Source organism: Pseudomonas sp. BB438 (assembly GCF_057180225.1).
Genome location: NZ_CM170001.1, coordinates 483,512 through 504,980, shown reverse-complemented (window position 1 = coordinate 504,980; position 21,469 = coordinate 483,512). Strand labels below are relative to the sequence as shown.

Sequence of the window (21,469 nt, the reverse complement as noted above, 5' to 3'; positions counted from 1 at the left end):
ACGCGCGCGGTCGCGGCCATGGCCCGCGCCGACAGGGAAAGCTCAGAGCTCGCGCCCCCCAATCCCTTCGGCGGAAAGAGAACCCTCAGTAACCCGACCTCCAGTGAATGCGGCGCCCGCTACAACCCGTGCTCGCGCATCAGTTCGTCGTAGCTGCCGTCGGCGCGCATCTCGCGGATCGCCTTGTCGAACGCCGCGACAATGGCGGCGTGATCCGGCACGTGGCGGCCGACCAGAATGTGCAAGCCGTTCTCCGCCAGCGGCACCGGCAGGAACTCCAGCTGCCCCTTGAGCGCCGCCAGATCACCGTTGAAGTGCACGCGGGCGGTGATCTCGTCTTCCAGCGTCAGGTCCACCCGGCCCGCCTGCAACATCAACGCGGCGTTGACGAAGCTGAACACCGGGATCCGCTGCAACTTGGGGTCGTTGTCGAAGGCCTCGGAATAGGCGTAACCGCGCACCATGGCGATGCGGTAGGGGTAGAGGTCGGCCAGCTTGCCGAAGGTGATGGGCGAACCCTGGCGCTTGATCAGGCGCACGCGATTGATCAGGTAGGGCTCGGAATACACGCCGAAGGATTCCCGCTCCGGCGTATACCAGGCGTCCGCCACCAGGTCGTACTCGCCGTTCGCCACGCCATGCAGCACGCGCGGCCAGGGCACTTCGACGTATTCGCTGGCATAGCCGGCACGCTTGAGCGCCGCCTGCACCAGGTGCACCGCCACGCCGTTGCCGGGTAGCTGACGGTCCGCATAGGGCGGCCAGCGGTCGGCAGCGATGCGCAACACTTCCCCGGCCCGAGCCGCGCTGGAAACGCACAGGAACACGAAGATCAGCAGCAGGCGCAACGGCATCGAGGTGTCGTCCAGGGAGAAGCTCTCAGACTAGACGCTGTCCACGACGCCGCGCCAACCTCAGAACAGCATTGCCGCGCGCAGGCTCATGCCGCCACCGGTTTCCGGTACCACCGCCACGTTGTAGCGCTGGCTCTCCGGCCCTTCCAGGAACAGGTTGTAGGTGAAGTTGGCGAAGAAGTTGCCTACCGCCATCCCCACCAGCACGTCGGTCGGGTAGTGCTTGTCCCCCTCCACGCGCGACAGCGCGGTCAGCCCGTCGAGGGTGTAGAGCCCGGCCTTGGCGGTGTAGCGCCAGGTCGGGTCCATGTCGATGTAGTCCAGGTTACGCCGGGTAAAGCTGGTGTGCACCGCGGTCACGGCAGTGTGCTTGGACGGGAAGGAGTCGTCGGGAATGCCGTCCGGCCGCTCGCGTCCGGACCACTCCTTGGCCTCCTCGACGAAGCCGGTCACCGCATAGCGATCGACCGTCAACAGTGCCAGGTTGCGCCCGCGCCACTCCCACTTGTCCTCGCTGCTCACGTCCTTGGGCGAGGCCACCAGGGCGGTGACGACGCTCAGGCCGGTAGCGAGATTGAGCATACGGTCGGCGGCCTGGTTGGCGTCGCCGCCGAAGAACCAGTCGTGATTGCTCGCCGACTTCTGCCACTTGTGGTCCCAGTTGCCTGCGGCGATCACCGCCGCACCGGCCACCGGGCCCCAGACGTCGGCGCTGGTGACAGCGCGCTGCGCCGAATCCCCCACCCGCTCCCAGCTCATCTGCGGTGCTCCTGCGCAACCGATGAGCGCGGCGCTGGCCGCCAGGGTGGCGACTGCCAGCAAAGTCCGATTCATGATGTCCCCCATGCGCCCGGCCCGCTCCGGAGCAACGGACGCGTCAATGCATGAGCCGGGAAGGATAGTCGGCACGAAACTGCCAGCGCCTGCCTTCAGTCATTAATCGGTAACTCTTCTTTTCATTCAGCGGAAAAAGAAAACCCCGCCGAGGCGGGGTTCTCCAGATCAGACGGAATCAGCCTTTGAAGACGTCTTCCACCGACTGCAGCGGGTAGTGCTTCGGATACGGCAGGGTCGCCACGCCGGTCTCGATGGCTGCCTTGGCCACGGCATCGGAAACGATGGTGATCAGGCGCTTGTCCATCGGCTTCGGAATGATGTACTCGCGGCCGAACTCGATGGCGCTCACGCCGTAGGCGTCGCACACGTCCTTGGGAACCGGCTGCTTGGCCAGGTCACGCAGGGCCAGGGCGGCGGCGATCTTCATTTCTTCATTGATGCGGGTGGCGCGAACGTCCAGGGCACCGCGGAAGATGAAGGGGAAGCCCAGCACGTTGTTGACCTGGTTCGGGTAGTCCGAACGGCCGGTGGCCATGATCACGTCGTCGCGAGTGGCGTGGGCCAGTTCCGGCTTGATTTCCGGATCCGGGTTGGAGCAGGCGAAGACGATCGGGTTGGCCGCCATGCGCTTGAGGTCTTCCGGGCTCAGCAGGTTGGCGCCGGAGAGGCCGACGAACACGTCGGCGCCGTCGAGGGCGTCGGACAGGGTGCGCTTGTCGGTCTCGGTGGCGAACACGGCCTTGTACTGGTTCAGGTCGTTACGACCGGCGTGGATCACGCCCTGACGGTCGATCATGTAGATGTTCTCGACCTTGGCGCCCATGCTCACCAGCAGCTTCATGCAGGAGATGGCGGCAGCGCCGGCGCCCAGGCAGACGATCTTCGCGGTTTCCAGCTTCTTGCCGGCGATTTCCAGGGCGTTGAGCATGCCGGCAGCGGTCACGATGGCGGTGCCGTGCTGGTCATCGTGGAAGACCGGGATGTCGCACTGTTCGATCAGGGCGCGCTCGATCTCGAAGCACTCGGGGGCCTTGATGTCTTCCAGGTTTATGCCGCCGAAGGTGATGGAGATGCGCTTGACGGTGTCGATGAAGGCCTGCGGGCTCTCGGCGTCGACCTCGATGTCGAACACGTCGACACCGGCGAAGCGCTTGAACAGCACGCCCTTGCCTTCCATGACCGGCTTGGAGGCCAGCGGGCCGAGGTTGCCCAGACCGAGGATGGCGGTGCCGTCGGAAATGACCGCGACCAGGTTGCCCTTGCCGGTGTACTTGAAGGCCAGTTCCGGATCACGCGCGATTTCGCGCACCGGCTCGGCGACGCCCGGGCTGTACGCCAGCGACAGGTCGCGGGCGGTGACGGTCGGCTTGGTCAGCTCGACGCTCAGTTTTCCGGGGCGGGGTTGGGCGTGATATTCGAGGGCAGCGGTCTTGAGATCAGACATTTGGGCACTTCCGCTTTTGTTGCTTGTTGGACAGACGGGGGTCCGAGCATACGCACAAACCCCGCACCTGCCAAGGTAGCCCAAGCCCCTGCTGTCAAGACCTCTAGCGTACGACTTTCAGCCAATCCCCAGGTTTTGGCTGACCAGTTGGATACAAGTCATTCAATAAACGTATACGATTTATCGAGTCAGTTTCCGGACCGGACTCCTCCTTCGCAAACTGCTCGACAGTCTGCCCGGATTTGACCTGAACGACGGCGATCCGGCGCGGTTGTGCGAATTTCTGCTCGTCCGCACGCATCGGCCGGAAGCTGCGGATGACCTGCATGAAGTGGTCGTCTTCGCTTTCCAGCGAGGCGCGACCTTTGACCACACCGATGAACAGGTAGGCGTGGTCCTTCTGGTAGACCACCGCCACACGGCGTGCCGGGGAGCCGGGCACCACGCCGGTAGCAACGTCCAACCCGGCCTGCTGGAAACTTTCTTCGTTCGATAACCGCCCGCCAGCCCCTTTGCGCAGGTATTCCGCCGGAGTCAGCTTGCCTTCGAGCGGCACCAGCTTCATGCCGATGTACGCCTGCTGGTCGGCGGTGTAGCCCACCAGGGCGCTCGGCTGGTTGAGGATGCCCCAGCCCGCCGGGTAGGTGAGGGTGAAGTCCAGCTCCGCGTGATAGAAGCTCTGCCCGCGACGCACGCCACTGGCGGCTGAATCGCCGAAGGGCATGCCGTCGATGGCTTTCAGGTAGCGCTCCGCGCCGACCTCGTGCTGGCTGTTGCCGGCCAGGGCCTGGGCGGGACCGATGACCTCTTTGAGGCGTTGGTCGTTGTCCGGGTGAGTGTCGAACAGCCCGTGGTAGCCGACCGGCTGGGCGGCCTGCCCCTTGCGCGCGGCCTCGTCGCGGGCGAAGTCTTCCTGGTTCTTCAGTACCCGCACCACCTGGATCATGGCGGTCGGGTCGTAGCCGGCGCGAGCCAGGTACTTGGCGCCCAGGCCGTCGGCTTCCAGCTCCATGTCGCGACCATAGCCACGCACGAAGGCGGTGCCGAGCACGTTGGTCAGGTCGGCGGCGGCGCCCACGCCGGTACCGATGGCCACGGCCTGGCCGAGGATGCTCCAGGCGCTGGACTGGCTCTGCTGGCGCACGCTATGGCGGGCGGTAACGTGGCCGACCTCGTGGCCGAGCACCGCGGCGAGCTCCGCTTCCGAGCCCAGGTACGCCATCAACCCGCGGTGGATATAGATGTAGCCGCCAGGCAAGGCGAAGGCGTTGATGTCAGGCGTGTCGATGACGGTGAAGTGATACTGGAGGGTCGGCCGGTCACCGGCGCGGGCGACGCGCTCGCCGACCTGCTGGACGTAGGCCTGCAGCTTGGCATCCTCGTAGCGCGGGTACTGCTTGAGGATTTCCTGGCTGTACTTCTGCCCCATCTCCAGCTCGCTCTGCTCGCTCATCATCACGAAGTCAGACTTGCCGGTGGCCGGGTTGGTGGCGCAACCACCGAGGACGCTCAGCAGCGCCAGCAAGGCCAGGATTCCGAACGAGCGCACGCTCATGGCAATACCTCCATCATCGCCGGGTCGGTCACAGGCAGCATCCAGCGTGCCTGTCCGGGTTTCACACCACCACGCTCGGCACGGTCGATGACCCAGCCGCGCGCCTCCACCTGTCGACCCTTGAGATCGCGCAGGGTTGCATCGTCGAAGCGCTTCACGAGCCTGGCCTCGATCCGCAGCACCAGCGGGCCATCGAGATCGATCCACAGGCCACCGCGATTGCGCTGCACCTGCTCGACCTGCCCGCGCACCAGCGCGAACCCGCTGTCGTGAAGCTGCTGCGCCGTCTGTACCGGCGCGCGCTTCCATAGGCCGAGCCCGGCTCGGCGGGCCTCTCGCTCAGCAGCCTGCTGGCAGGCCGTGAGATCGGTATTGGGCGCGATCGCTACAAGGTAGCCCAGGCCCTCGGCAAGCAGACGCGATTCCAGGTTGTTACCGCCGGCATCATAGGCGTGGGCCAGGGTTCGGCCGTACTTGTCCTTGCCCTGCCGACCGGCAACCAGGCCGACCTCACCGTCATTGGCCGCCACCAGCTCCTGGAGGCGGCGCTGGGCGGCGACGGCAAAGGGCTCCTCGGAGCGGCCACGGTGGGCCAGTTCCGGAGCGTTCACGCCGATCAGGCGGACGCTGCGGCCGTCGGCCAGCTTGAGCGTGTCGCCATCCACCACCCGCGCCACGCGCACCGTCTCAGGCGACGAAGGCGTCGGGCAGGCAGCGGCGCTGGCGTCCAGGGTAAAAAGGACGGCCATAAAAAAGGCGCCCACGAGGGACGCCTTTTTCGAGATACCGTAAAAAACCATGGAGGTCTTTTCCGGAAATCGATCTTACTTCTTGCCGCCGAACATGGCGAAGCGCTGGTTGAAGCGATCGATACGGCCGCCGGTGTCCAGGACTTTCTGCTTGCCGGTGTAGAACGGGTGGCATTCGGAGCAGACGTCCAGGTGGATAGCCTTGCACAGGGTCGAACGGGTCTTGATCACGTTGCCGCAGCTGCAGGTGGCTTCGATTTCTTCGTACGCGGGATGGATTTCCGGTTTCATGGTCTCTTCCTCTCGGTGGTGTGCCGCCACCCAGTCTCTGGCAGAAGCCGAGCCACGGCCATCAAGGACCGCGGGCGGGATCTTTTACCGGGCACCGCACGAAATTAAGGGCGTGGATCATACCAGAGATCGCTTTCAACGCAAGATCAGGCATGACCGACCGTCGCATCGCCCATGCTACCATCCGACGCTCCTTGCCGCCCCGGAATCCGTCGCGTGCCCTCACCCGCCATCCTGCGTCTCGCCCTGCCCTCGCCGCTGCGCCGCCTGTTCGATTACCTGCCCCCGCGCGGAGTCGACGTAGCGCGCCTGCAGCCGGGCGTACGCCTGCGCGTGCCGTTCGGCCGCCGCGAGATGGTCGGCGTGCTGGTCGACAAGGTAGAGACCTCCGACGTACCGGCGGACAAGCTGCGCCCGGCACTGGCCGTGCTCGACCGCGAGCCGCCGATGCCGGCGCACCTGCTGGAGCTGTGCCGCTGGACGGCGCAGTACTACCAGCACAGCCTCGGTGACACCTTCTCCTGGGCACTGCCCAACCTGCTGCGCCAGGGCGACCCCGCCGAGGCGCGGCAGCAGCGTTTCTGGCATGCCGAGCCCGGCGCCCGCGAAGAAGACCCGCGGCTGGCCCGCGCACCGCGCCAGCGCGAGACGCTGAAAATACTCAAGCAGCATCCCCACGGCGTCGCCCATGACCTGCTCAGCCAGTTGCAGATCAACAAGGACAGCCTCGACCTGCTGCAGGAGAAAGGCCTGGTCACCCTGGAAGTGCGCGTCCACAGCGTGCCGCCGCACCACGGTCCGTGGCTGGCGCAGGCGGAGCTGCCGCTGAACGCCGAGCAGCGCGCCGCCTTCGAAGCCGTACGTGCCGGTTTCGGCAGCTTCCACAGCTTCCTCCTGGCCGGCGTCACCGGCAGCGGCAAGACCGAGGTCTACCTGCAACTGATCCGCGAGACCCTGGAGGCCGGCAAGCAGGCGCTGGTGCTGATCCCCGAGATCAACCTCGGCCCGCAGACCCTGAGCCGCTTCGAGCGCCGCTTCAACGCGCGCATCGCCCTGCTGCACTCCGCGCTGACCGACCGCGAGCGCCTCGACGCCTGGCTGGCGGCTCGCGACGGCGAGGCGGACATCATCATCGGCACCCGCTCGGCGCTGTTCACCCCCATGAAGAATCCGGGGCTGATCATCATCGACGAGGAGCACGACGCTTCCTATAAACAGCAGGAAGGCCTGCGCTACCACGCCCGCGACCTGGCCATGGTGCGCGCGCGGCTGGAGAACGTGCCGATCCTGCTCGGATCGGCCACGCCCGCACTGGAAAGCCTGCACAACGCCCAGAGCGGCCGCTACGGCCTGCTGCGCCTGACCCAGCGAGCCGGCGGTGCGCACCAGCCGACGTTCCACCGCCTGGACGTGAAGAGCCTGCCGCTGGATTCAGGCATCTCCATGCCGCTGCAGCGGTCGATCAAGGAAACACTGGCCGCCGGCCAGCAGGTGCTGGTCTACCTCAACCGTCGCGGCTTCGCCCCGACCCTGCTGTGTCACGATTGCGGCTGGATCAGCCAGTGCCCGCGCTGCGATGCGCGGATGACCGTGCACCAGGGCAGCGGCGAGCTGCGCTGCCACCACTGCGACCACCGCGAGCGGCCGCCGCGCAATTGCCCGAAATGCGGCACCGTGGACCTGCGCCCGGTCGGCGCCGGCACCGAGCGCGCCGAAGAACGCCTGCGCACCCTCTTCCCCGATTACCCGGTGCTGCGCATCGACCGCGACAGCACCTCGCGCAAGCACGCCATGCGCGACCTGTTCGCCACCATCAACAAGGGCGAGCCGTGCATCCTGGTGGGCACGCAGATGCTCGCCAAGGGGCACCATTTCCCGCGCGTCACCCTGGTGGCAATCCTCGATGCCGATGGCGGGCTGTTCTCCGCCGACTTCCGCGCCAGCGAGCGCATGGCCCAGCAGATCGTCCAGGTCGCCGGCCGCGCCGGACGAGCCGAAGAGCCAGGCCGCGTACTGATCCAGACCCACCTGGCCGACCATCCGTTGCTGGTGCAGCTCACCGAGCAGGGCTACTTCGCCTTCGCCGACCAGGCCCTCACCGAGCGCCGCTCCGCTGGTCTGCCACCCTTCTCGCACCTTGCGCTGCTGCGCGCCGAGGCGCACAAGCCGGGGCAGGCCGAAGGCTTCCTCGACGAGGCCTGCGCCGAGGCCGAACGGCTGCAGGCCACGCTGGGCCATGACGTGGAGCTCCTCGGCCCGGTGCCGGCGCCCATGGAGCGCCGCGCCGGCCGCTACCGCGCACAGCTGCTGCTGATGAGCACTGCCCGCGCGCCGCTGCACCGCCTGCTCACGCCCTGGCTGCAGACGCTTGAAGGCATGCCCAGCGGACGCCAGGTGCGCTGGTCCCTGGACGTGGACCCGATCGACCTCTTCTGACAGATGTTCCCTGCGGATAGAACCGCTTGAGCTTGCACATCCGTCCTACATTGACTTCCATCAGCCGCGACGGATGGCACAGCGGCGAGACTGAACTTGGAGCGCTCCGCGGTTGGCAAGCCATGCCCGGCCACGGATAATGCGCGGTTCTGAGCCCGATAACCGGTCGCGCGCGCCGGATGCACGCGAGCACGGAGAAAACCATGAAAGACACGATTCGCCACCTGATCCAGCAAGCCCTTGTCAGCCTCACCGAAGACGGCACCCTGCCGGCCGGCCTGACGCCTGACATCCAGGTGGAGAACACCAAGGACCGAACCCACGGCGACTTCGCCAGCAACATCGCCATGATGCTGGCCAAGCCGGCCGGCATGAAGCCGCGCGACCTCGCCACCAAACTGGTCGCGGCACTGCCGCAGAGCCCGGAAGTGGCGAAGGTCGAGATCGCCGGTCCCGGCTTCCTGAACTTCTTCCAGGACCAGGCCTGGCTCGCCGCCAGCCTCGACAAGGCCCTGGCCGACGGCCACATCGGCGTACGCAAGGCCGGCCCGGCCCAGCGCGTGGTGGTGGACCTGTCCTCGCCGAACCTGGCGAAGGAGATGCACGTCGGCCACCTGCGCTCGACCATCATCGGCGACGCCGTCAGCCGCGTCCTGGAGTTCCTCGGTGACACCGTGATCCGCCAGAACCACGTGGGCGACTGGGGCACCCAGTTCGGCATGCTACTGGCCTACCTGGAAGAGCAACCGGTGGACGCCCAGGCCGAACTGCACGACCTGGAAGTCTTCTACCGCGCCGCCAAGAAGCGCTTCGACGAGTCCCCCGAGTTCGCCGACCGTGCCCGTGAGCTGGTGGTGAAGCTGCAGGCCAACGATCCCAAGTGCATCGCTCTGTGGACCCGCTTCAACGACATCTCCCTGTCGCACTGCCAGAAGGTCTATGACCTGCTGGGCGTGAAACTGACCATGGCCGACGTGAAGGGCGAGAGCGCCTACAACGACGACCTCGCCCAGGTGGTGGCCGACCTGACCGCCAAGGGCCTGCTGGTCGAGAGCGACGGCGCCCTGTGCGTGTTCCTCGACGAGTTCAAGAATGCCGAAGGCGAGCCACTGCCGGTGATCGTGCAGAAGGCCGGCGGCGGCTACCTCTATGCCACCACCGACCTGGCTGCCATGCGCTACCGCCACAAGGTGCTGCACGCCGACCGCGTGCTGTACTTCGTCGACCAGCGCCAGGCCCTGCACTTCCAGCAGGTGTTCGAAGTCGCCCGCCGCGCCGGTTTCGTCCCGGCCAGCATGGACCTGGAGCACATGGGCTTCGGCACCATGAACGGCGCCGACGGCAAGCCGTTCAAGACCCGCGACGGCGGCACCGTGAAGCTGATCGACCTGTTGATCGAAGCCGAAGAGCGCGCCTACACCCTGGTGAAGGGCAAGAACCCCGACTTCAGCGAGCAGGACCTGCGCCAGATTGCCCACGCCGTCGGTATCGGCGCGGTGAAGTACGCCGACCTGTCCAAGCACCGCACCAGCGACTACAGCTTCAACTTCGACCTGATGTTGAGCTTCGAGGGCAACACCGCGCCGTACCTGCTGTATGCGTACACCCGCGTGGCGAGCATCTTCCGCAAGCTGGGCAAGGGTTACGACCAGGTGGGTGGCAAGATCGTCCTGCAGCAGCCCCAGGAAATCGCCCTGGCCGCGCAGCTGGCGCAATTCACCGACCTGCTCAACAACGTCGCCGTGAAGGGTGTCCCGCACATCCTCTGCGCCTACCTGTACGAGCTGGCCGGCCTGTTCTCCAGCTTCTACGAACACTGCCCGATCCTCACCGCCGAAGACCCGGCGCAACAGGAAAGCCGCCTGCGCCTCGCCGCGCTGACCGGCCGTACCCTCAAGCAGGGCCTGGAGCTGCTGGGCCTGGAAACCCTGGAGCGCATGTAAGCACCCATGGCGAAGAAGAAACCCGCTCCCAAGCGCGGCGCCAGCCGCTACCAGGCCCCGGCCAAGAAGACGTCGGTCCCCGGCTGGGTCTGGCTGGTCGCCGGCCTGGCCATCGGCGGCTTCATCATGTTCCTGATGAAGCTGGAGCCGGGTCGCAACGACGTCAAACGCGAGAAGCCGGAGGCGCCCAAGACCGTGGTCGGCTCCAACAAGCCCTCCGGCACCGTGCAGCCACAGCAACCGGCCGCCCCCACCGGGGTGAAGCCCAAGTACGACTTCTACACCCTGCTGCCCGGCTCGGAAGTCGCCGTGCCGCCGGAAGCCGTGCCGCCGCCAGCCAAGCCGCAGCAGCCGGCAACCGTGGTCGCAACCAAGGAAGAAGCCGAGAAGATCGACACCCAGCGCGCCCTGGCTGCGCTGAGCGGGCAGAATCCGCCGCCGCCCGCGGTGGTCAAGCCGACAACGCCCGCCACGCCGCCCGCGACCCAGGTCGCCAGCGCGCAGAAGCAGGCTCTGCCGCAGGCTCCAGCCAGCGACACGGCGCCGGCCAAGCCGACGCCGCCGCCGGCGGTGGCCGCAACCCAGTACTACCTGCAGGCCGGCTCGTTCCGCAAACAGACCGACGCCGACCACCTGCGCGCGCAGATCATCATGATGGGCCAGAACGCCCGCGTGGAGTCCGGTACCGTCCGCGACGAAACCTGGTACCGGGTGATGGTCGGCCCCTACGGCGACCGCGCCAAGGCCTCCGCCGCACAGAAGCAACTCGCCGGCAACGGGTTCAGCAACCTGCTGTTACAGCAGCGCCAGACCCGCTGACCCCCGGCCACCGCAAGGCTTGCGCCGACGGGCGGCGCGCGAAATGCGCGCTACTCGTCCGGCGCAGGACTTGAACCCCGCCTTCGTAGTCCCCATCTGACTCTGCATTCGGGCACAACGCCCCGCAGTGTGGAGTAAGACCCTTGACCACCATCGTATCTGTCCGCCGCAATGGCAAAGTCGTCATGGGCGGCGACGGCCAGGTTTCCCTGGGCAACACCGTGATGAAAGGCAACGCGAAGAAAGTCCGTCGCCTGTACCACGGTGAAGTACTGGCCGGCTTCGCCGGCGCCACCGCCGATGCCTTCACCCTCTTCGAACGCTTCGAGCAGCAGCTGGAAAAACACCAGGGCCACCTGGTGCGCGCCGCCGTCGAGCTGGCCAAGGACTGGCGTACCGATCGTTCCCTGAGCCGCCTGGAAGCCATGCTGGCCGTGGCCAACAAGGACGCCTCCCTGATCATCACCGGCAACGGCGACGTGGTCGAACCCGAGCATGGCCTGATCGCCATGGGGTCGGGCGGCGGCTTCGCCCAGGCCGCGGCGCTGGCCCTGCTGCAGAAAGGCAGCGACGACATGAGCGCCCGCGAGATCGCCGAGACCGCGCTGAACATCGCCGGCTCCATCTGCGTGTTCACCAACCAGAACCTGACCCTTGAGGAGCTCGACAGCGCCGTTTAAGCGCTGTCGTTCCGGAGTAGCCCGTCACATGTCCATGACTCCCCGCGAGATCGTCCACGAACTCAACCGCCACATCATCGGCCAGGACGACGCCAAGCGCGCCGTCGCCATCGCCCTGCGCAACCGCTGGCGGCGCATGCAGCTGCCGGTCGAGCTGCGCGCCGAAGTGACACCCAAGAACATCCTGATGATCGGCCCGACCGGCGTCGGCAAGACCGAGATCGCCCGTCGCCTGGCCAAGCTGGCCAACGCACCATTCATCAAGGTGGAAGCGACCAAGTTCACCGAAGTCGGCTACGTCGGCCGTGACGTCGAGTCGATCATCCGCGACCTCGCCGATGCCGCGATCAAGATGCTCCGCGAGCAGGAAGTGCAGAAGGTGAAATACCGCGCCGAAGACGCCGCGGAAGAACGCATTCTCGACGCCCTGCTGCCACCGGCGCGCACCACCGGTTTCGGCGACGAGCCGGCACGCGAGGATTCCAACACCCGCCAGCTGTTCCGCAAGCGCCTGCGCGAAGGCCAGCTGGACGACAAGGAAATCGACATCGAGGTCGCCGATATCCCTTCGGGCGTGGAAATCATGGCCCCGCCCGGCATGGAAGAGATGACCAACCAGTTGCAGAGCCTGTTCTCCAACATGGGCAAGGGCAAGCGCAAGAGCCGCAAGCTGAAGGTCGCCGAGGCCATGAAGCTGATCCGCGACGAGGAAGCGCAGCGCCTGGTCAATGAAGAAGACCTCAAGGCTCGCGCCCTGGAAGCGGTCGAGCAGAACGGCATTGTCTTCATCGACGAGATCGACAAGATCGCCAAGCGCGGCAACGTGGGCGGCGCCGATGTCTCCCGCGAGGGGGTACAGCGCGACCTGCTGCCGCTGATCGAAGGCTGCACCGTGAACACCAAGCTGGGCATGGTGAAGACCGACCACATCCTGTTCATCGCCTCGGGCGCGTTCCACCTGTCCAAGCCCAGCGACCTGGTACCGGAACTGCAGGGCCGCCTGCCGATCCGTGTCGAGCTGAAGGCACTGAGCCCGAGCGACTTCGAGCGCATCCTCAGCGAGCCGCATGCGTCGCTGACCGAGCAGTACACCGCGCTGCTGAAGACCGAGGGCCTGGACATCGAGTTCGCCGCCGACGGCATCAAGCGCCTCGCGGAAATCGCCTTCCAGGTCAACGAGAAGACCGAGAACATCGGTGCCCGTCGCCTGCACACCCTGCTCGAGCGCCTGCTCGAAGAGGTGTCCTTCGATGCCGCCGACCTCGCCAGCGAGCACAGCGACAAGGCCATCGTGATCGACGCGGCCTACGTCAACGGTCACCTGGGCGAACTGGCCCAGGACGAAGACCTGTCCCGCTACATCCTCTAAGCGATCCACATCGCTGCGACGGGGCGCCTCAGGGCGCCCCGCTGTTTTTCCGCCGGCGCTACAATGGCGGAATCGCCGTTCAGGAGCCGTCCATGCGCATCCCTTCCGCCATCAAGCTGCACAAGGCCTCGAAGAAGCTCTCGCTGACCTACGGGGAGCAATCCTACGAGCTGTCCGCCGAGTTCCTGCGGGTGCATTCGCCGTCGGCGGAAGTCCAGGGCCACGGCAACCCGGTGCTGCAGGTGGGCAAGCTGAATGTCGGCCTGAGCAACCTGGAGCCGGCCGGGCAGTACGCGCTCAAGCTGACCTTCGACGACGGCCACGACAGCGGCCTGTTCACCTGGGACTACCTCTACGAGCTGTGTATGCGCCACGACGAGATGTGGGCCGACTACCTGGCGCAACTGGAAAAGGCCGGCAAGTCGCGCGATCCGTCGGAGTCTGTCGTCAAACTCATGCTGTAGGTTTTCCCTGCAGGAGCGCCCATGGGCGCGGTCGCGCCCACATGGCTAGTCTGCGTAGCAGCCCGCTCCTGCAGAGATGAATCGACTCGCGCGCCAATCCGCGCCTCCAACTCGCTCGATCCTTGCTCTCCACCTCCCCCTGCTCACCAACCTTCGTCGGGCAATCGTCCAGGGCACGCCATTTGCAACATTCCTCCGGCAGACTGCTGCTCGCGTGGCCGCCGTCAGGAGATTGGCGAGATGCCCCCGCTCTAGGGCGCGTTTTCTAACTTTTCCCGACATACTCCTAGGAGAAGGCCCACGCTGCACCAGCTTGCGCGGCGAAGGAAACTCGGGTAACCAAGGCAGTGCAGTGCACGGAAGAATCAGTGCATGAAGCGTGGCCACCTGACTTTCCAGTGATGCCGCCAAGTGATGAATCGCGTGGAGCTGTCTCCACGTTCCGCAACCCCGAGAAGTACTTGGCCTTACGTCACCCAGGTGAGCCCCGCCAGTATGCGTCTCAGGACAATGGAGCGTCGCCGATGACCCAGAAGAACAACAGCGATCTACCCCAGCAAGCCGCGGAAAACACACTTGCCCTGAACCCGGTGATCGGGATTCGCGGCAAGGACCTGCTCACCTCTGCCCGGATGGTGCTGCTGCAAGCGATCAAGCAGCCCTTCCACAGCGCCAAGCACGTGACCCACTTCGGCCTCGAACTGAAGAACGTGCTGCTCGGCAAATCCGAACTCAAGCCATCAGACGACGACCGCCGCTTCAACGACCCGGCCTGGAGCCAGAACCCGCTCTACCGTCGCTACCTGCAGACCTACCTCGCCTGGCGCAAGGAGCTGCACACCTGGATGGGCGAGAGCGATCTGTCGCCCCAGGACATCAGCCGCGGCCAGTTCGTCATCAACCTGATGACCGAGGCGATGGCGCCAACCAACACGCTGTCCAACCCGGCAGCGGTCAAACGCTTCTTCGAGACCGGCGGCAAGAGCCTGCTCGACGGTCTCACCCATCTGGCCAAGGACCTGGTGAACAACGGCGGCATGCCCAGCCAGGTCAACATGGACGCCTTCGAAGTCGGCAAGAACCTGGCCCTGACCGAAGGCGCGGTGGTGTTCCGCAACGATGTGCTGGAGCTGATCCAGTACAAACCGATCACCGAGAGCGTGCACGAACGCCCGCTGCTGGTGGTGCCGCCGCAGATCAACAAGTTCTACGTCTTCGATCTGTCACCGGAGAAGAGCCTGGCGCGCTTCTGCCTGCGCAATCAGGTGCAGACCTTCATCGTCAGCTGGCGCAACCCGACCAAGGCGCAGCGCGAGTGGGGCCTGACGACCTACATCGAAGCGCTCAAGGAAGCCATCGACGTGGTCCTGGCCATCACCGGCAGCAAGGACCTGAACATGCTCGGCGCCTGCTCCGGCGGCATCACCACCGTCACCCTGCTCGGCCACTACGCCGCCCTGGGCGAGAACAAGGTGCATGCGTTCACGCAGATGGTCAGCGTGCTGGACTTCGAGCTGGACACCCAGGTCGCCCTGTTCGCCGACGAGAAGACCCTGGAAGCCGCCAAGCGCCGCTCCTACCAGTCCGGCGTGCTCGAAGGCAAGGACATGGCCAAGGTGTTCGCCTGGATGCGGCCCAACGACCTGATCTGGAACTACTGGGTCAACAACTACCTGCTGGGCAACGAGCCGCCGGCCTTCGACATCCTGTTCTGGAACAACGACACCACACGCCTGCCGGCCGCGCTGCACGGCGAACTGGTCGAGATGTTCAAGACCAACCCGCTGACCCGTCCCGGCGCGCTGGAGGTCTCCGGCACGCCGATCGACCTGAAGCAGGTCACCTGCGATTTCTACTGCGTGGCTGGCCTGTCCGACCACATCACGCCCTGGGAAGCCTGCTACCGCTCCGCGCGCCTGCTGGGCGGCAAGTGCGAGTTCATCCTCTCCAACAGCGGGCACATCCAGAGCATCCTCAATCCGCCAGGCAACCCCAAGGCCCGCTTCATGACCGGCCCTGAGCTGTCGGCCGATCCGAAGACCTGGCAGGAAAACGCCAGCAAGCATGCCGACTCCTGGTGGCTGCACTGGCAGAACTGGCTCGCCGAACGCTCGGGCAAGACGCGCAAGGCACCGACCGCCCTGGGCAACAAGGCCCACCCGGCCGGCGAAGTCTCCCCCGGAACCTACGTACACGAACGATGAAAACAGAACTCCTCCCGCAAGCCGGCGCCGTGGACGACGCCAACACCCCAGAATCGTCGACGGCCATGGAAGTGGCCGCGCCGACGAGCCGGCGCGCGCGCAGCAAACGCAGCGACGAGGAGATACTGCCGAGCAAGGCGCCGGCGGCGCAGCCCTTCGAGTTCCGCACCATCGAACTCGACGGGCAGACCATCCGCACCGCCGTGCGTCCGGGCAAGGAACACATGACGCCGCTGCTGATCTTCAACGGCATCGGCGCCAACCTGGAACTGGTATTCCCCTTCGTCGCCGCGCTGGACCCGGACCTGGAGGTAATCGCCTTCGACGTCCCCGGCGTCGGCGGCTCGTCCACCCCGAGCACGCCGTACCGTTTCCCGGGACTGGCGAAGCTGGCCGCGCGGATGCTCGACTACCTGGACTACGGCCAGGTAACGGCCATTGGCGTGTCCTGGGGCGGCGCCCTGGCGCAGCAGTTCGCCCATGATTACCCCGAGCGCTGCAAGAAGCTGATCCTCGCCGCCACCGCCGCCGGCGCGGTGATGGTGCCGGGCAAGCCGGCGGTACTCTGGCGCATGGCCAGCCCGCGCCGCTATATCCAGCCGTCCTACGGCGTGCACATCGCCCCGGACATCTACGGTGGCGCCTTCCGCCGCGACCCGAAACTGGCCATGGCCTTCGCCAGCAAGGTGCGTTCGTCCGGCAAGATGGGCTACTACTGGCAGCTGTTCGCCGGCCTCGGCTGGACCAGCATCCACTGGCTGCACAAGATCCGTCAGCCGACGCTGATCCTGGCCGGCGACGACGACCCGATCATCCCGCTGATCAACATGCGCATGCTGGCCTGGCGCATCCCCAACTCCGAGCTGCACGTGATCGACGACGGCCACCTGTTCCTGGTGACCCGCGCGGAAACCGTCGCACCGATCATCATGAAATTCCTCCAGGAAGAACGGCAGCGCGCGATCATTCACCCGCGTCCCTTCGCACCCAAAGCCAGCTGAAGCATCACAGCTTCGTCACAGTCGGTGGGCATCCTGCCTTGACCGATCGCTCTGCAGGCACTTTTTTTAAAGAGCCGAACAACAAACAGGCGTGTTCACGGGTATCGACACGTAGCGCCTGATTCGGGACCCGCGCTACGGCCACCTCGAAGGTGACCGCAGGGCAACCCGGTTGCTGATCCGCTGCCCTGTTTTCGGGCAGCTATCCTCTCGCGTCGATACCCGTGCACACCCCTCGAACCGGCGGCAGGCGTCTGGAACGGGCTATTCCCCGTTCTGGTACAGGGCTTGCGTCGCCATTGGCAGGTCGGACCCTTTACGGAGTGCTGTTCATGCGAGAGAAAGCTGAGCCTGGTAGCGTCCCCGTCCCCACCGAGTACATGAATGCGCAAAGCGCGATGGTCGGCCTGCGCGGCAAGGACATGCTGTCCACCCTGCGCATGCTCGCCCTGCAGGGCGTGCGCCAACCGATGCATTCGGCACGGCATCTCGCGGCCTTCGGCAAGCAGGTCGGCAAGGTGCTGATCGGCGATTCGCCGCTGCAACCCAACCCGCAGGACGCCCGCTTCCAGGATCCGTCCTGGCGCCTGAATCCCTTCTACCGACGCACCGTGCAGACCTATCTCGCCTGGCAGAAGCAGCTGCTGGCCTGGGTCGACGAGAGCGACCTGAACAGCGATGACCGCGCCCGCGCGCGCTTTCTGCTGTCGATTCTCTCCGACGCCGCCTCGCCCTCGAATACGCTGCTCAACCCGCTGGCGGTGAAAGAGCTGTTCAATACGGGCGGGCAGAGCCTGCTCAAGGGCGCGCAGCACCTGCTCGACGACCTGATGCACAACGGCGGCATGCCCAGCCAGGTCAACCGCAGCGCCTTCGAGATCGGCCAGAACCTGGCCACCACGCCCGGCGCGGTGGTGTTCCGCAACGAGGTGCTGGAGCTGATCCAGTACAAGCCGATGGGCGAGCACCTGTATGCCAAGCCCCTGCTGGTGGTGCCGCCGCAGATCAACAAGTTCTACATTTTCGATCTCACCACGGAAAAGAGCTTCGTCCAGTACGCCCTGAAGAACAATCTGCAGCTGTTCATGGTGAGCTGGCGCAACCCCGACGCACGCCACCGCGAGTGGGGCCTGTCGACCTACGTCACCGCACTGGATGAAGCCACCGAGGTGTGCCGCTCCATCAGCGGCAGCCGCAGCATCAACCTGATGGGCGCCTGCTCCGGCGGCCTGACCATCGCTGCCCTGCAAGGCCACCTGCAGGCGCGCCGGCAACTGCGCAAGATCGCCAGCGCCACCTACCTGGTGAGCTTGCTGGACAGCCAGGTAGAAACCCCCGCCGCGCTGTTCGCCGACGAGCAGACCCTCGAGACCAGCAAGCGCCGCTCCTACCAGCACGGCGTGCTGGACGGCCGCGACATGGCCAAGGTGTTCGCCTGGATGCGGCCCAACGACCTGATCTGGAACTACTGGGTCAACAACTACCTGCTGGGCAAGCAGCCGCCAGCCTTCGACATCCTCTACTGGAACAACGACAACACCCGCCTGCCCGCCGCGCTGCACGGCGATTTCCTCGATTTCTTCAAGCACAACCCACTGGCCCGCCCCGGCGCGATGGAAGTCAACGGTACCGCCATCGACCTGAAGAAGGTCGCGGTGGACAACTTCCACGTCGCCGGCATCACCGACCACATCACACCGTGGGACGCGGTCTACCGCTCGGCCCAGCTGCTGGGCGGCGAGACCCGCTTCGTGCTGTCCAACAGCGGGCACATCCAGAGCATCCTCAACCCGCCGGGCAATCCCAAGGCCTGCTACTTCGAGAACGGCAAGATCAGCTCCGACCCGCGCGCCTGGTACTACGACACCAAGCGCCAGGAAGGCAGCTGGTGGCCGCTGTGGCTGGAATGGATCCAGGAGCGCTCGGGCGAACGACGCCCGGTGAGCTTCGACCTGGGCAACGCCGAATACCCGCCCAGGGAAGCGGCGCCGGGGACCTACGTGCACGTGCGCTGATCTCGGCAACCCGAAACGAATTGCCCAGCCAGCACCGTGAAGGCTCTTGTAGGACGGGTGGAGCGCAGCGATACCCATGCCGTCGGCGCGCGGAATTGATGGGTATCGCTGCGCGCCACGCCATCCTCCGAAAAACTCTCCCGGCTACCCTTGGAGCGAAGCGCAAAGAATGCTCCGTGCAGAAGTTTGCCGCACAGCCATTGGCAGTCACCCTCCCCACGGCTATCGTCGGCCCCACTGCGGCTGGAGCCTGTACACGGATGAAAACGCGCGACCGGATTCTCGAATGCGCCCTGCAGCTGTTCAACGAGCAGGGCGAGCCCAACGTGTCCACCCTGGAGATCGCCACTGAACTGGGCATCAGCCCCGGCAATCTCTACTACCACTTCCATGGCAAGGAACCGCTGGTGCTGGCGCTGTTCGAGCGCTTCCAGGACGAACTGGCGCCCCTGCTCGACCCGCCGGAAAACGTGCGGCTGGGTGCCGAGGACTACTGGCTGTTCCTGCACCTGATCGTCGAGCGCCTGGCGCACTACCGCTTTCTCTTCCAGGACCTCTCCAACCTTGCCGGGCGCCTGCCCAGGCTCGCCCGCGGCGTGCGCGCCTGGCTCAATCAGCTCAAGCGCACCCTGGCCACCCTGCTGGCGCAGCTCAAGGCGCAGGACGAACTGGTCAGCGACACCGAGGCCCTCGGCCAACTGGTGGAGCAGATCACCCTGACCCTGCTGTTCTCCCTCGACTACCAGCGCATCCTCGGCCACGAAGGCGACGTCCGCCAGGTGGTGTTCCAGGTCATGATGCTGGTGGCGCCGCACCTGCGCCCGGATTCGCAATTGATCGCCGAACGTCTCGCCAAGCGCTACCTCGCGCCCTGACTTTCCCCAGCAAGCCGTTCCCTTGAGAGAATGAAAACGCCCGGCGCGAGGCCGGGCGTGGATGTTGCAGCAGACCGATCAGGCCTGGGACGGCGGCGTTGCCGGAGCCGCGGCGGACGGCGTCACGGCCGGTGCGGCGGCGGGAGCCGACGGTGCCGGGGTGGCGGCCGGAGCGGCAGCCGGTTTTGCAGCGGCCGGCTTGGCGGTGGCTTTCGGTGCAGCGGGCTTCTTCACGGCAGGTTTCTTCGCCGCGGCCGGCTTGGCTGCAGGTTTCGCAGCGGCAGGCTTGGCGGCAGCAGCCGGTTTTGCAGCGGGCTTGGCAGCCGGCTTCGCGGCGGCTTTCGCTGCAGCGGGCTTGGCGGCCGGTTTTGCGGCGGGCTTGGCCGCAGCCTTGGCAGCCGGCTTCGCGGCAGGCTTGGCAGCGGGTTTCGCAGCAGCCTTGGCAGCCGGTTTGGCGGCGGCTTTAGCGGCGGGCTTGGCAGCAGGCTTCGCTGCAGGTTTGGCAGCAGCCTTGGAAGCCGCGGTCTTCACAGCGGGTTTCGCGGCCGGCTTGGCGGCGGCTTTCGCTGAGGGTTTCGCGGCGGCCTTGGCGGCCGGTTTGGCAACGCTGACGCCGGTGAGCTTCTCGATCTGCCTGGTGAGGCTGTCGACCTTGCTGTGCAGGTCTTTCACTTCACGGCTGCTCGGTACGCCCAGGCGCGAGATCGCGCTGTTCAGGCGCTTGTCGAAAGCCTCTTCCAGCTCGCCCCACTTGCCGATCGCGGCGCCCTTGACGGCATCGACGCGCGACTTCGCGGAACGGGCGGAGGTCTTCACCGCACCTTCGACTTCGGTCTTGGCCAGTTTCTCAGCCTTCTCGCCGTCCTTGACCAGGGTCTCGAACACCTTGCTGCCGTCCTTGCTGACCTTCGAGTAGGCCCCCAAGCCGGCCAGCCAGATCTGCCGCGAGTATTTCTCGATCTCGCCGATCCAACTGGACTCTTTTTTATCGGTAGTTTTTTTGCCAGCCATCCTGCTCTCCTTATTGAGTTCTCGCGACACGCTCGAGCACTGCGCTCAGCTCATCCAGCTTAGCAGAGAGCGCCTCCACATCACGTCTGGAGGGAATTCCGATGCGATTGAGGGCGGACGCGACACGCGCGTCGAACGCCGCTTCGATCTTCTCGAAGTTGAGCTTGGCCTTGACGCTGTGCAGGCGACCTTTGACGCTGTCGTTGGCGGCGTCGATCTGGGTGCTCACCAGGTCGCGGCCTTTCTTCTCCACGGACTCGCCGGACTTGACCAGTTCCTTGAAGTACTCGCTGCCTTCGGCGCCCACGCGAGCATAGGTCCCCAGGCCCGCGAGCCAGATCTGCCGGGCGTAGTGCTTGGCGTCCGAATAGAGGGAGGATTCGAGTTCTGCGACTTTCTTCTTGCTGACAGCCTTGGCCATGGTGGCACCTCACAGGGTTCAGATTCGATGATGTCGAATAACCGCCCGCATCAGGCGGGACTGTGAGCCAAGGTAGCGAGGAAAATTAGAAAACACATACCAGGCTTTGCGGCCGCAGCCGACGCCGCCGGAAAGCGGCATGGCCCCGCCGGGAGCGGGGCCGGGGGAATCAGGCCAGGGCCTTGTCCAGCGCGCGCTCGATCTCGCCCTTGAGCAGGCCGCCCATGGCCGAGAGCATCAGGCCCAGCTTCACATCCACCGCGACCTTGTCCGCGCCCACCTCGATGCGCCCGTCCACGCCGCTGCGCTTGAACAGCAAGGTGTCGCCCTGCCACTCACTGCTCACGCCGTGCTCGCGGCCGAGCTTGTCGGCGAGCTTCTCGGCCTTGGCGCGAGCGGCTTCGAGGCCGAGGGAGTGGGAACGTTCGACGTGGATACGGGACATGCTGGAACTCCGCGATTGACTGACCCAGCCGATCATACGCGCCGCGCCGTATCGCC

19 protein-coding genes are annotated in these 21,469 nt (G+C 65.8%); 10 read left to right on the top strand and 9 right to left on the bottom strand.

Going from position 1 to position 21,469, the window contains the following annotated elements; translation table 11 throughout:
- Positions 1 to 119: 119 nt before the first annotated feature.
- The 6 genes from AC1ZV1_RS02420 to rpmE form a co-directional block, all read right to left on the bottom strand.
- Entirely contained in the window at positions 120 to 854 is a 735-nt protein-coding gene (locus tag AC1ZV1_RS02420) for a substrate-binding periplasmic protein (protein ID WP_484295374.1), read from the bottom strand.
- A gap of 60 nt (positions 855 to 914) precedes the next feature.
- Positions 915 to 1,688: a phosphatase PAP2 family protein gene (locus AC1ZV1_RS02415; protein ID WP_484295373.1), complete on the bottom strand. Its 774-nt coding sequence runs from the start codon at positions 1,686 to 1,688 to the stop codon at positions 915 to 917.
- 178 nt (positions 1,689 to 1,866) lie between these two features.
- Entirely contained in the window at positions 1,867 to 3,135 is a 1,269-nt protein-coding gene (locus AC1ZV1_RS02410) for a malic enzyme-like NAD(P)-binding protein (protein WP_484295372.1), read from the bottom strand.
- 103 nt (positions 3,136 to 3,238) lie between these two features.
- A complete protein-coding gene (locus tag AC1ZV1_RS02405; RefSeq protein ID WP_484295371.1) occupies positions 3,239 to 4,690 on the bottom strand; it encodes a M48 family metalloprotease in 1,452 nt (483 codons plus the stop codon).
- Positions 4,687 to 5,490, bottom strand: a complete 804-nt coding sequence (locus tag AC1ZV1_RS02400) for a thermonuclease family protein (RefSeq protein WP_484295369.1) — start codon at positions 5,488 to 5,490, stop codon at positions 4,687 to 4,689. Before AC1ZV1_RS02400 ends, AC1ZV1_RS02405 begins: the two co-directional genes overlap by 4 nt.
- A gap of 24 nt (positions 5,491 to 5,514) precedes the next feature.
- Positions 5,515 to 5,730 (bottom strand): 50S ribosomal protein L31, encoded by a 216-nt coding sequence (gene rpmE, locus AC1ZV1_RS02395; protein WP_017520174.1) that lies wholly within the window; start codon positions 5,728 to 5,730, stop codon positions 5,515 to 5,517.
- A 216-nt stretch (positions 5,731 to 5,946) separates the two neighbouring features.
- Here rpmE and AC1ZV1_RS02390 point away from each other — a divergent pair, with 216 nt between their 5' ends.
- The 10 genes from AC1ZV1_RS02390 to AC1ZV1_RS02345 all read left to right on the top strand — a co-directional run bounded on the left by AC1ZV1_RS02390 (position 5,947) and on the right by AC1ZV1_RS02345 (position 19,536).
- The gene (locus tag AC1ZV1_RS02390) at positions 5,947 to 8,166 is read left to right on the top strand and encodes a primosomal protein N' (RefSeq protein ID WP_484295367.1); all 2,220 of its coding nucleotides are present in this window, start codon (positions 5,947 to 5,949) and stop codon (positions 8,164 to 8,166) included.
- A 203-nt stretch (positions 8,167 to 8,369) separates the two neighbouring features.
- Positions 8,370 to 10,109 carry an arginine--tRNA ligase gene (argS, locus tag AC1ZV1_RS02385; protein ID WP_484295366.1) on the top strand — a complete coding sequence of 580 codons (1,740 nt, stop codon included), beginning with the start codon at positions 8,370 to 8,372 and terminating at the stop codon, positions 10,107 to 10,109.
- A gap of 6 nt (positions 10,110 to 10,115) precedes the next feature.
- Positions 10,116 to 10,928: an SPOR domain-containing protein gene (locus AC1ZV1_RS02380; RefSeq protein ID WP_484295365.1), complete on the top strand. Its 813-nt coding sequence runs from the start codon at positions 10,116 to 10,118 to the stop codon at positions 10,926 to 10,928.
- A gap of 143 nt (positions 10,929 to 11,071) precedes the next feature.
- Positions 11,072 to 11,608: an ATP-dependent protease subunit HslV gene (gene hslV / locus AC1ZV1_RS02375; RefSeq protein WP_017520170.1), complete on the top strand. Its 537-nt coding sequence runs from the start codon at positions 11,072 to 11,074 to the stop codon at positions 11,606 to 11,608.
- Between the two features lie 28 nt (positions 11,609 to 11,636).
- Positions 11,637 to 12,977, top strand: coding sequence for an ATP-dependent protease ATPase subunit HslU (gene hslU / locus AC1ZV1_RS02370; RefSeq protein WP_484295363.1), 1,341 nt, complete (start codon positions 11,637 to 11,639; stop codon positions 12,975 to 12,977).
- 92 nt (positions 12,978 to 13,069) lie between these two features.
- Positions 13,070 to 13,441, top strand: coding sequence for a gamma-butyrobetaine hydroxylase family protein (locus AC1ZV1_RS02365; protein ID WP_448678819.1), 372 nt, complete (start codon positions 13,070 to 13,072; stop codon positions 13,439 to 13,441).
- A 524-nt stretch (positions 13,442 to 13,965) separates the two neighbouring features.
- A complete protein-coding gene (gene phaC, locus AC1ZV1_RS02360) occupies positions 13,966 to 15,645 on the top strand; it encodes a class II poly(R)-hydroxyalkanoic acid synthase (RefSeq protein ID WP_484295362.1) in 1,680 nt (559 codons plus the stop codon).
- Positions 15,642 to 16,646: a poly(3-hydroxyalkanoate) depolymerase gene (phaZ, locus tag AC1ZV1_RS02355; RefSeq protein WP_484295361.1), complete on the top strand. Its 1,005-nt coding sequence runs from the start codon at positions 15,642 to 15,644 to the stop codon at positions 16,644 to 16,646. Before phaC (AC1ZV1_RS02360) ends, phaZ begins: the two co-directional genes overlap by 4 nt.
- Positions 16,647 to 16,978: 332 nt before the next feature.
- Positions 16,979 to 18,661: a class II poly(R)-hydroxyalkanoic acid synthase gene (phaC, locus tag AC1ZV1_RS02350; RefSeq protein ID WP_484295360.1), complete on the top strand. Its 1,683-nt coding sequence runs from the start codon at positions 16,979 to 16,981 to the stop codon at positions 18,659 to 18,661.
- A 260-nt stretch (positions 18,662 to 18,921) separates the two neighbouring features.
- Complete coding sequence (locus AC1ZV1_RS02345; RefSeq protein ID WP_484295359.1) at positions 18,922 to 19,536, top strand: TetR/AcrR family transcriptional regulator; 615 nt, start codon at positions 18,922 to 18,924, stop codon at positions 19,534 to 19,536.
- Positions 19,537 to 19,614: 78 nt separating this feature from the next.
- Here the strand turns inward: AC1ZV1_RS02345 and AC1ZV1_RS02340 are convergent, their stop codons facing one another.
- From AC1ZV1_RS02340 to AC1ZV1_RS02330, 3 genes are all read right to left on the bottom strand, one after another.
- The gene (locus AC1ZV1_RS02340; RefSeq protein ID WP_484295358.1) at positions 19,615 to 20,547 is read right to left on the bottom strand and encodes a phasin family protein; all 933 of its coding nucleotides are present in this window, start codon (positions 20,545 to 20,547) and stop codon (positions 19,615 to 19,617) included.
- A 10-nt stretch (positions 20,548 to 20,557) separates the two neighbouring features.
- Positions 20,558 to 20,968 carry a phasin family protein gene (locus AC1ZV1_RS02335; RefSeq protein WP_484295357.1) on the bottom strand — a complete coding sequence of 137 codons (411 nt, stop codon included), beginning with the start codon at positions 20,966 to 20,968 and terminating at the stop codon, positions 20,558 to 20,560.
- A 169-nt stretch (positions 20,969 to 21,137) separates the two neighbouring features.
- A complete protein-coding gene (locus AC1ZV1_RS02330; protein WP_024767449.1) occupies positions 21,138 to 21,413 on the bottom strand; it encodes a polyhydroxyalkanoic acid system family protein in 276 nt (91 codons plus the stop codon).
- Positions 21,414 to 21,469 lie beyond the last annotated feature (56 nt).

Bases quoted from the DNA above. Each gene is read 5' to 3' on its own strand.
- argS (WP_484295366.1), top strand. From the start codon at position 8,370: ATGAAAGACACGATTCGCCACCTGATCCAGCAAGCCCTTGTCAGCCTC.
- phaC (WP_484295362.1), top strand. From the start codon at position 13,966: ATGACCCAGAAGAACAACAGCGATCTACCCCAGCAAGCCGCGGAAAAC.
- AC1ZV1_RS02380 (WP_484295365.1), top strand. From the start codon at position 10,116: ATGGCGAAGAAGAAACCCGCTCCCAAGCGCGGCGCCAGCCGCTACCAG.
- AC1ZV1_RS02330 (WP_024767449.1), bottom strand. From the start codon at position 21,413: ATGTCCCGTATCCACGTCGAACGTTCCCACTCCCTCGGCCTCGAAGCC.
- AC1ZV1_RS02420 (WP_484295374.1), bottom strand. From the start codon at position 854: ATGCCGTTGCGCCTGCTGCTGATCTTCGTGTTCCTGTGCGTTTCCAGC.
- hslU (WP_484295363.1), top strand. From the start codon at position 11,637: ATGTCCATGACTCCCCGCGAGATCGTCCACGAACTCAACCGCCACATC.
- AC1ZV1_RS02410 (WP_484295372.1), bottom strand. From the start codon at position 3,135: ATGTCTGATCTCAAGACCGCTGCCCTCGAATATCACGCCCAACCCCGC.
- rpmE (WP_017520174.1), bottom strand. From the start codon at position 5,730: ATGAAACCGGAAATCCATCCCGCGTACGAAGAAATCGAAGCCACCTGC.
- AC1ZV1_RS02340 (WP_484295358.1), bottom strand. From the start codon at position 20,547: ATGGCTGGCAAAAAAACTACCGATAAAAAAGAGTCCAGTTGGATCGGC.
- AC1ZV1_RS02345 (WP_484295359.1), top strand. From the start codon at position 18,922: ATGAAAACGCGCGACCGGATTCTCGAATGCGCCCTGCAGCTGTTCAAC.
- AC1ZV1_RS02400 (WP_484295369.1), bottom strand. From the start codon at position 5,490: ATGGTTTTTTACGGTATCTCGAAAAAGGCGTCCCTCGTGGGCGCCTTT.
- phaC (WP_484295360.1), top strand. From the start codon at position 16,979: ATGCGAGAGAAAGCTGAGCCTGGTAGCGTCCCCGTCCCCACCGAGTAC.
- AC1ZV1_RS02415 (WP_484295373.1), bottom strand. From the start codon at position 1,688: ATGAATCGGACTTTGCTGGCAGTCGCCACCCTGGCGGCCAGCGCCGCG.
- AC1ZV1_RS02405 (WP_484295371.1), bottom strand. From the start codon at position 4,690: ATGAGCGTGCGCTCGTTCGGAATCCTGGCCTTGCTGGCGCTGCTGAGC.
- phaZ (WP_484295361.1), top strand. From the start codon at position 15,642: ATGAAAACAGAACTCCTCCCGCAAGCCGGCGCCGTGGACGACGCCAAC.
- AC1ZV1_RS02335 (WP_484295357.1), bottom strand. From the start codon at position 20,968: ATGGCCAAGGCTGTCAGCAAGAAGAAAGTCGCAGAACTCGAATCCTCC.
- AC1ZV1_RS02365 (WP_448678819.1), top strand. From the start codon at position 13,070: ATGCGCATCCCTTCCGCCATCAAGCTGCACAAGGCCTCGAAGAAGCTC.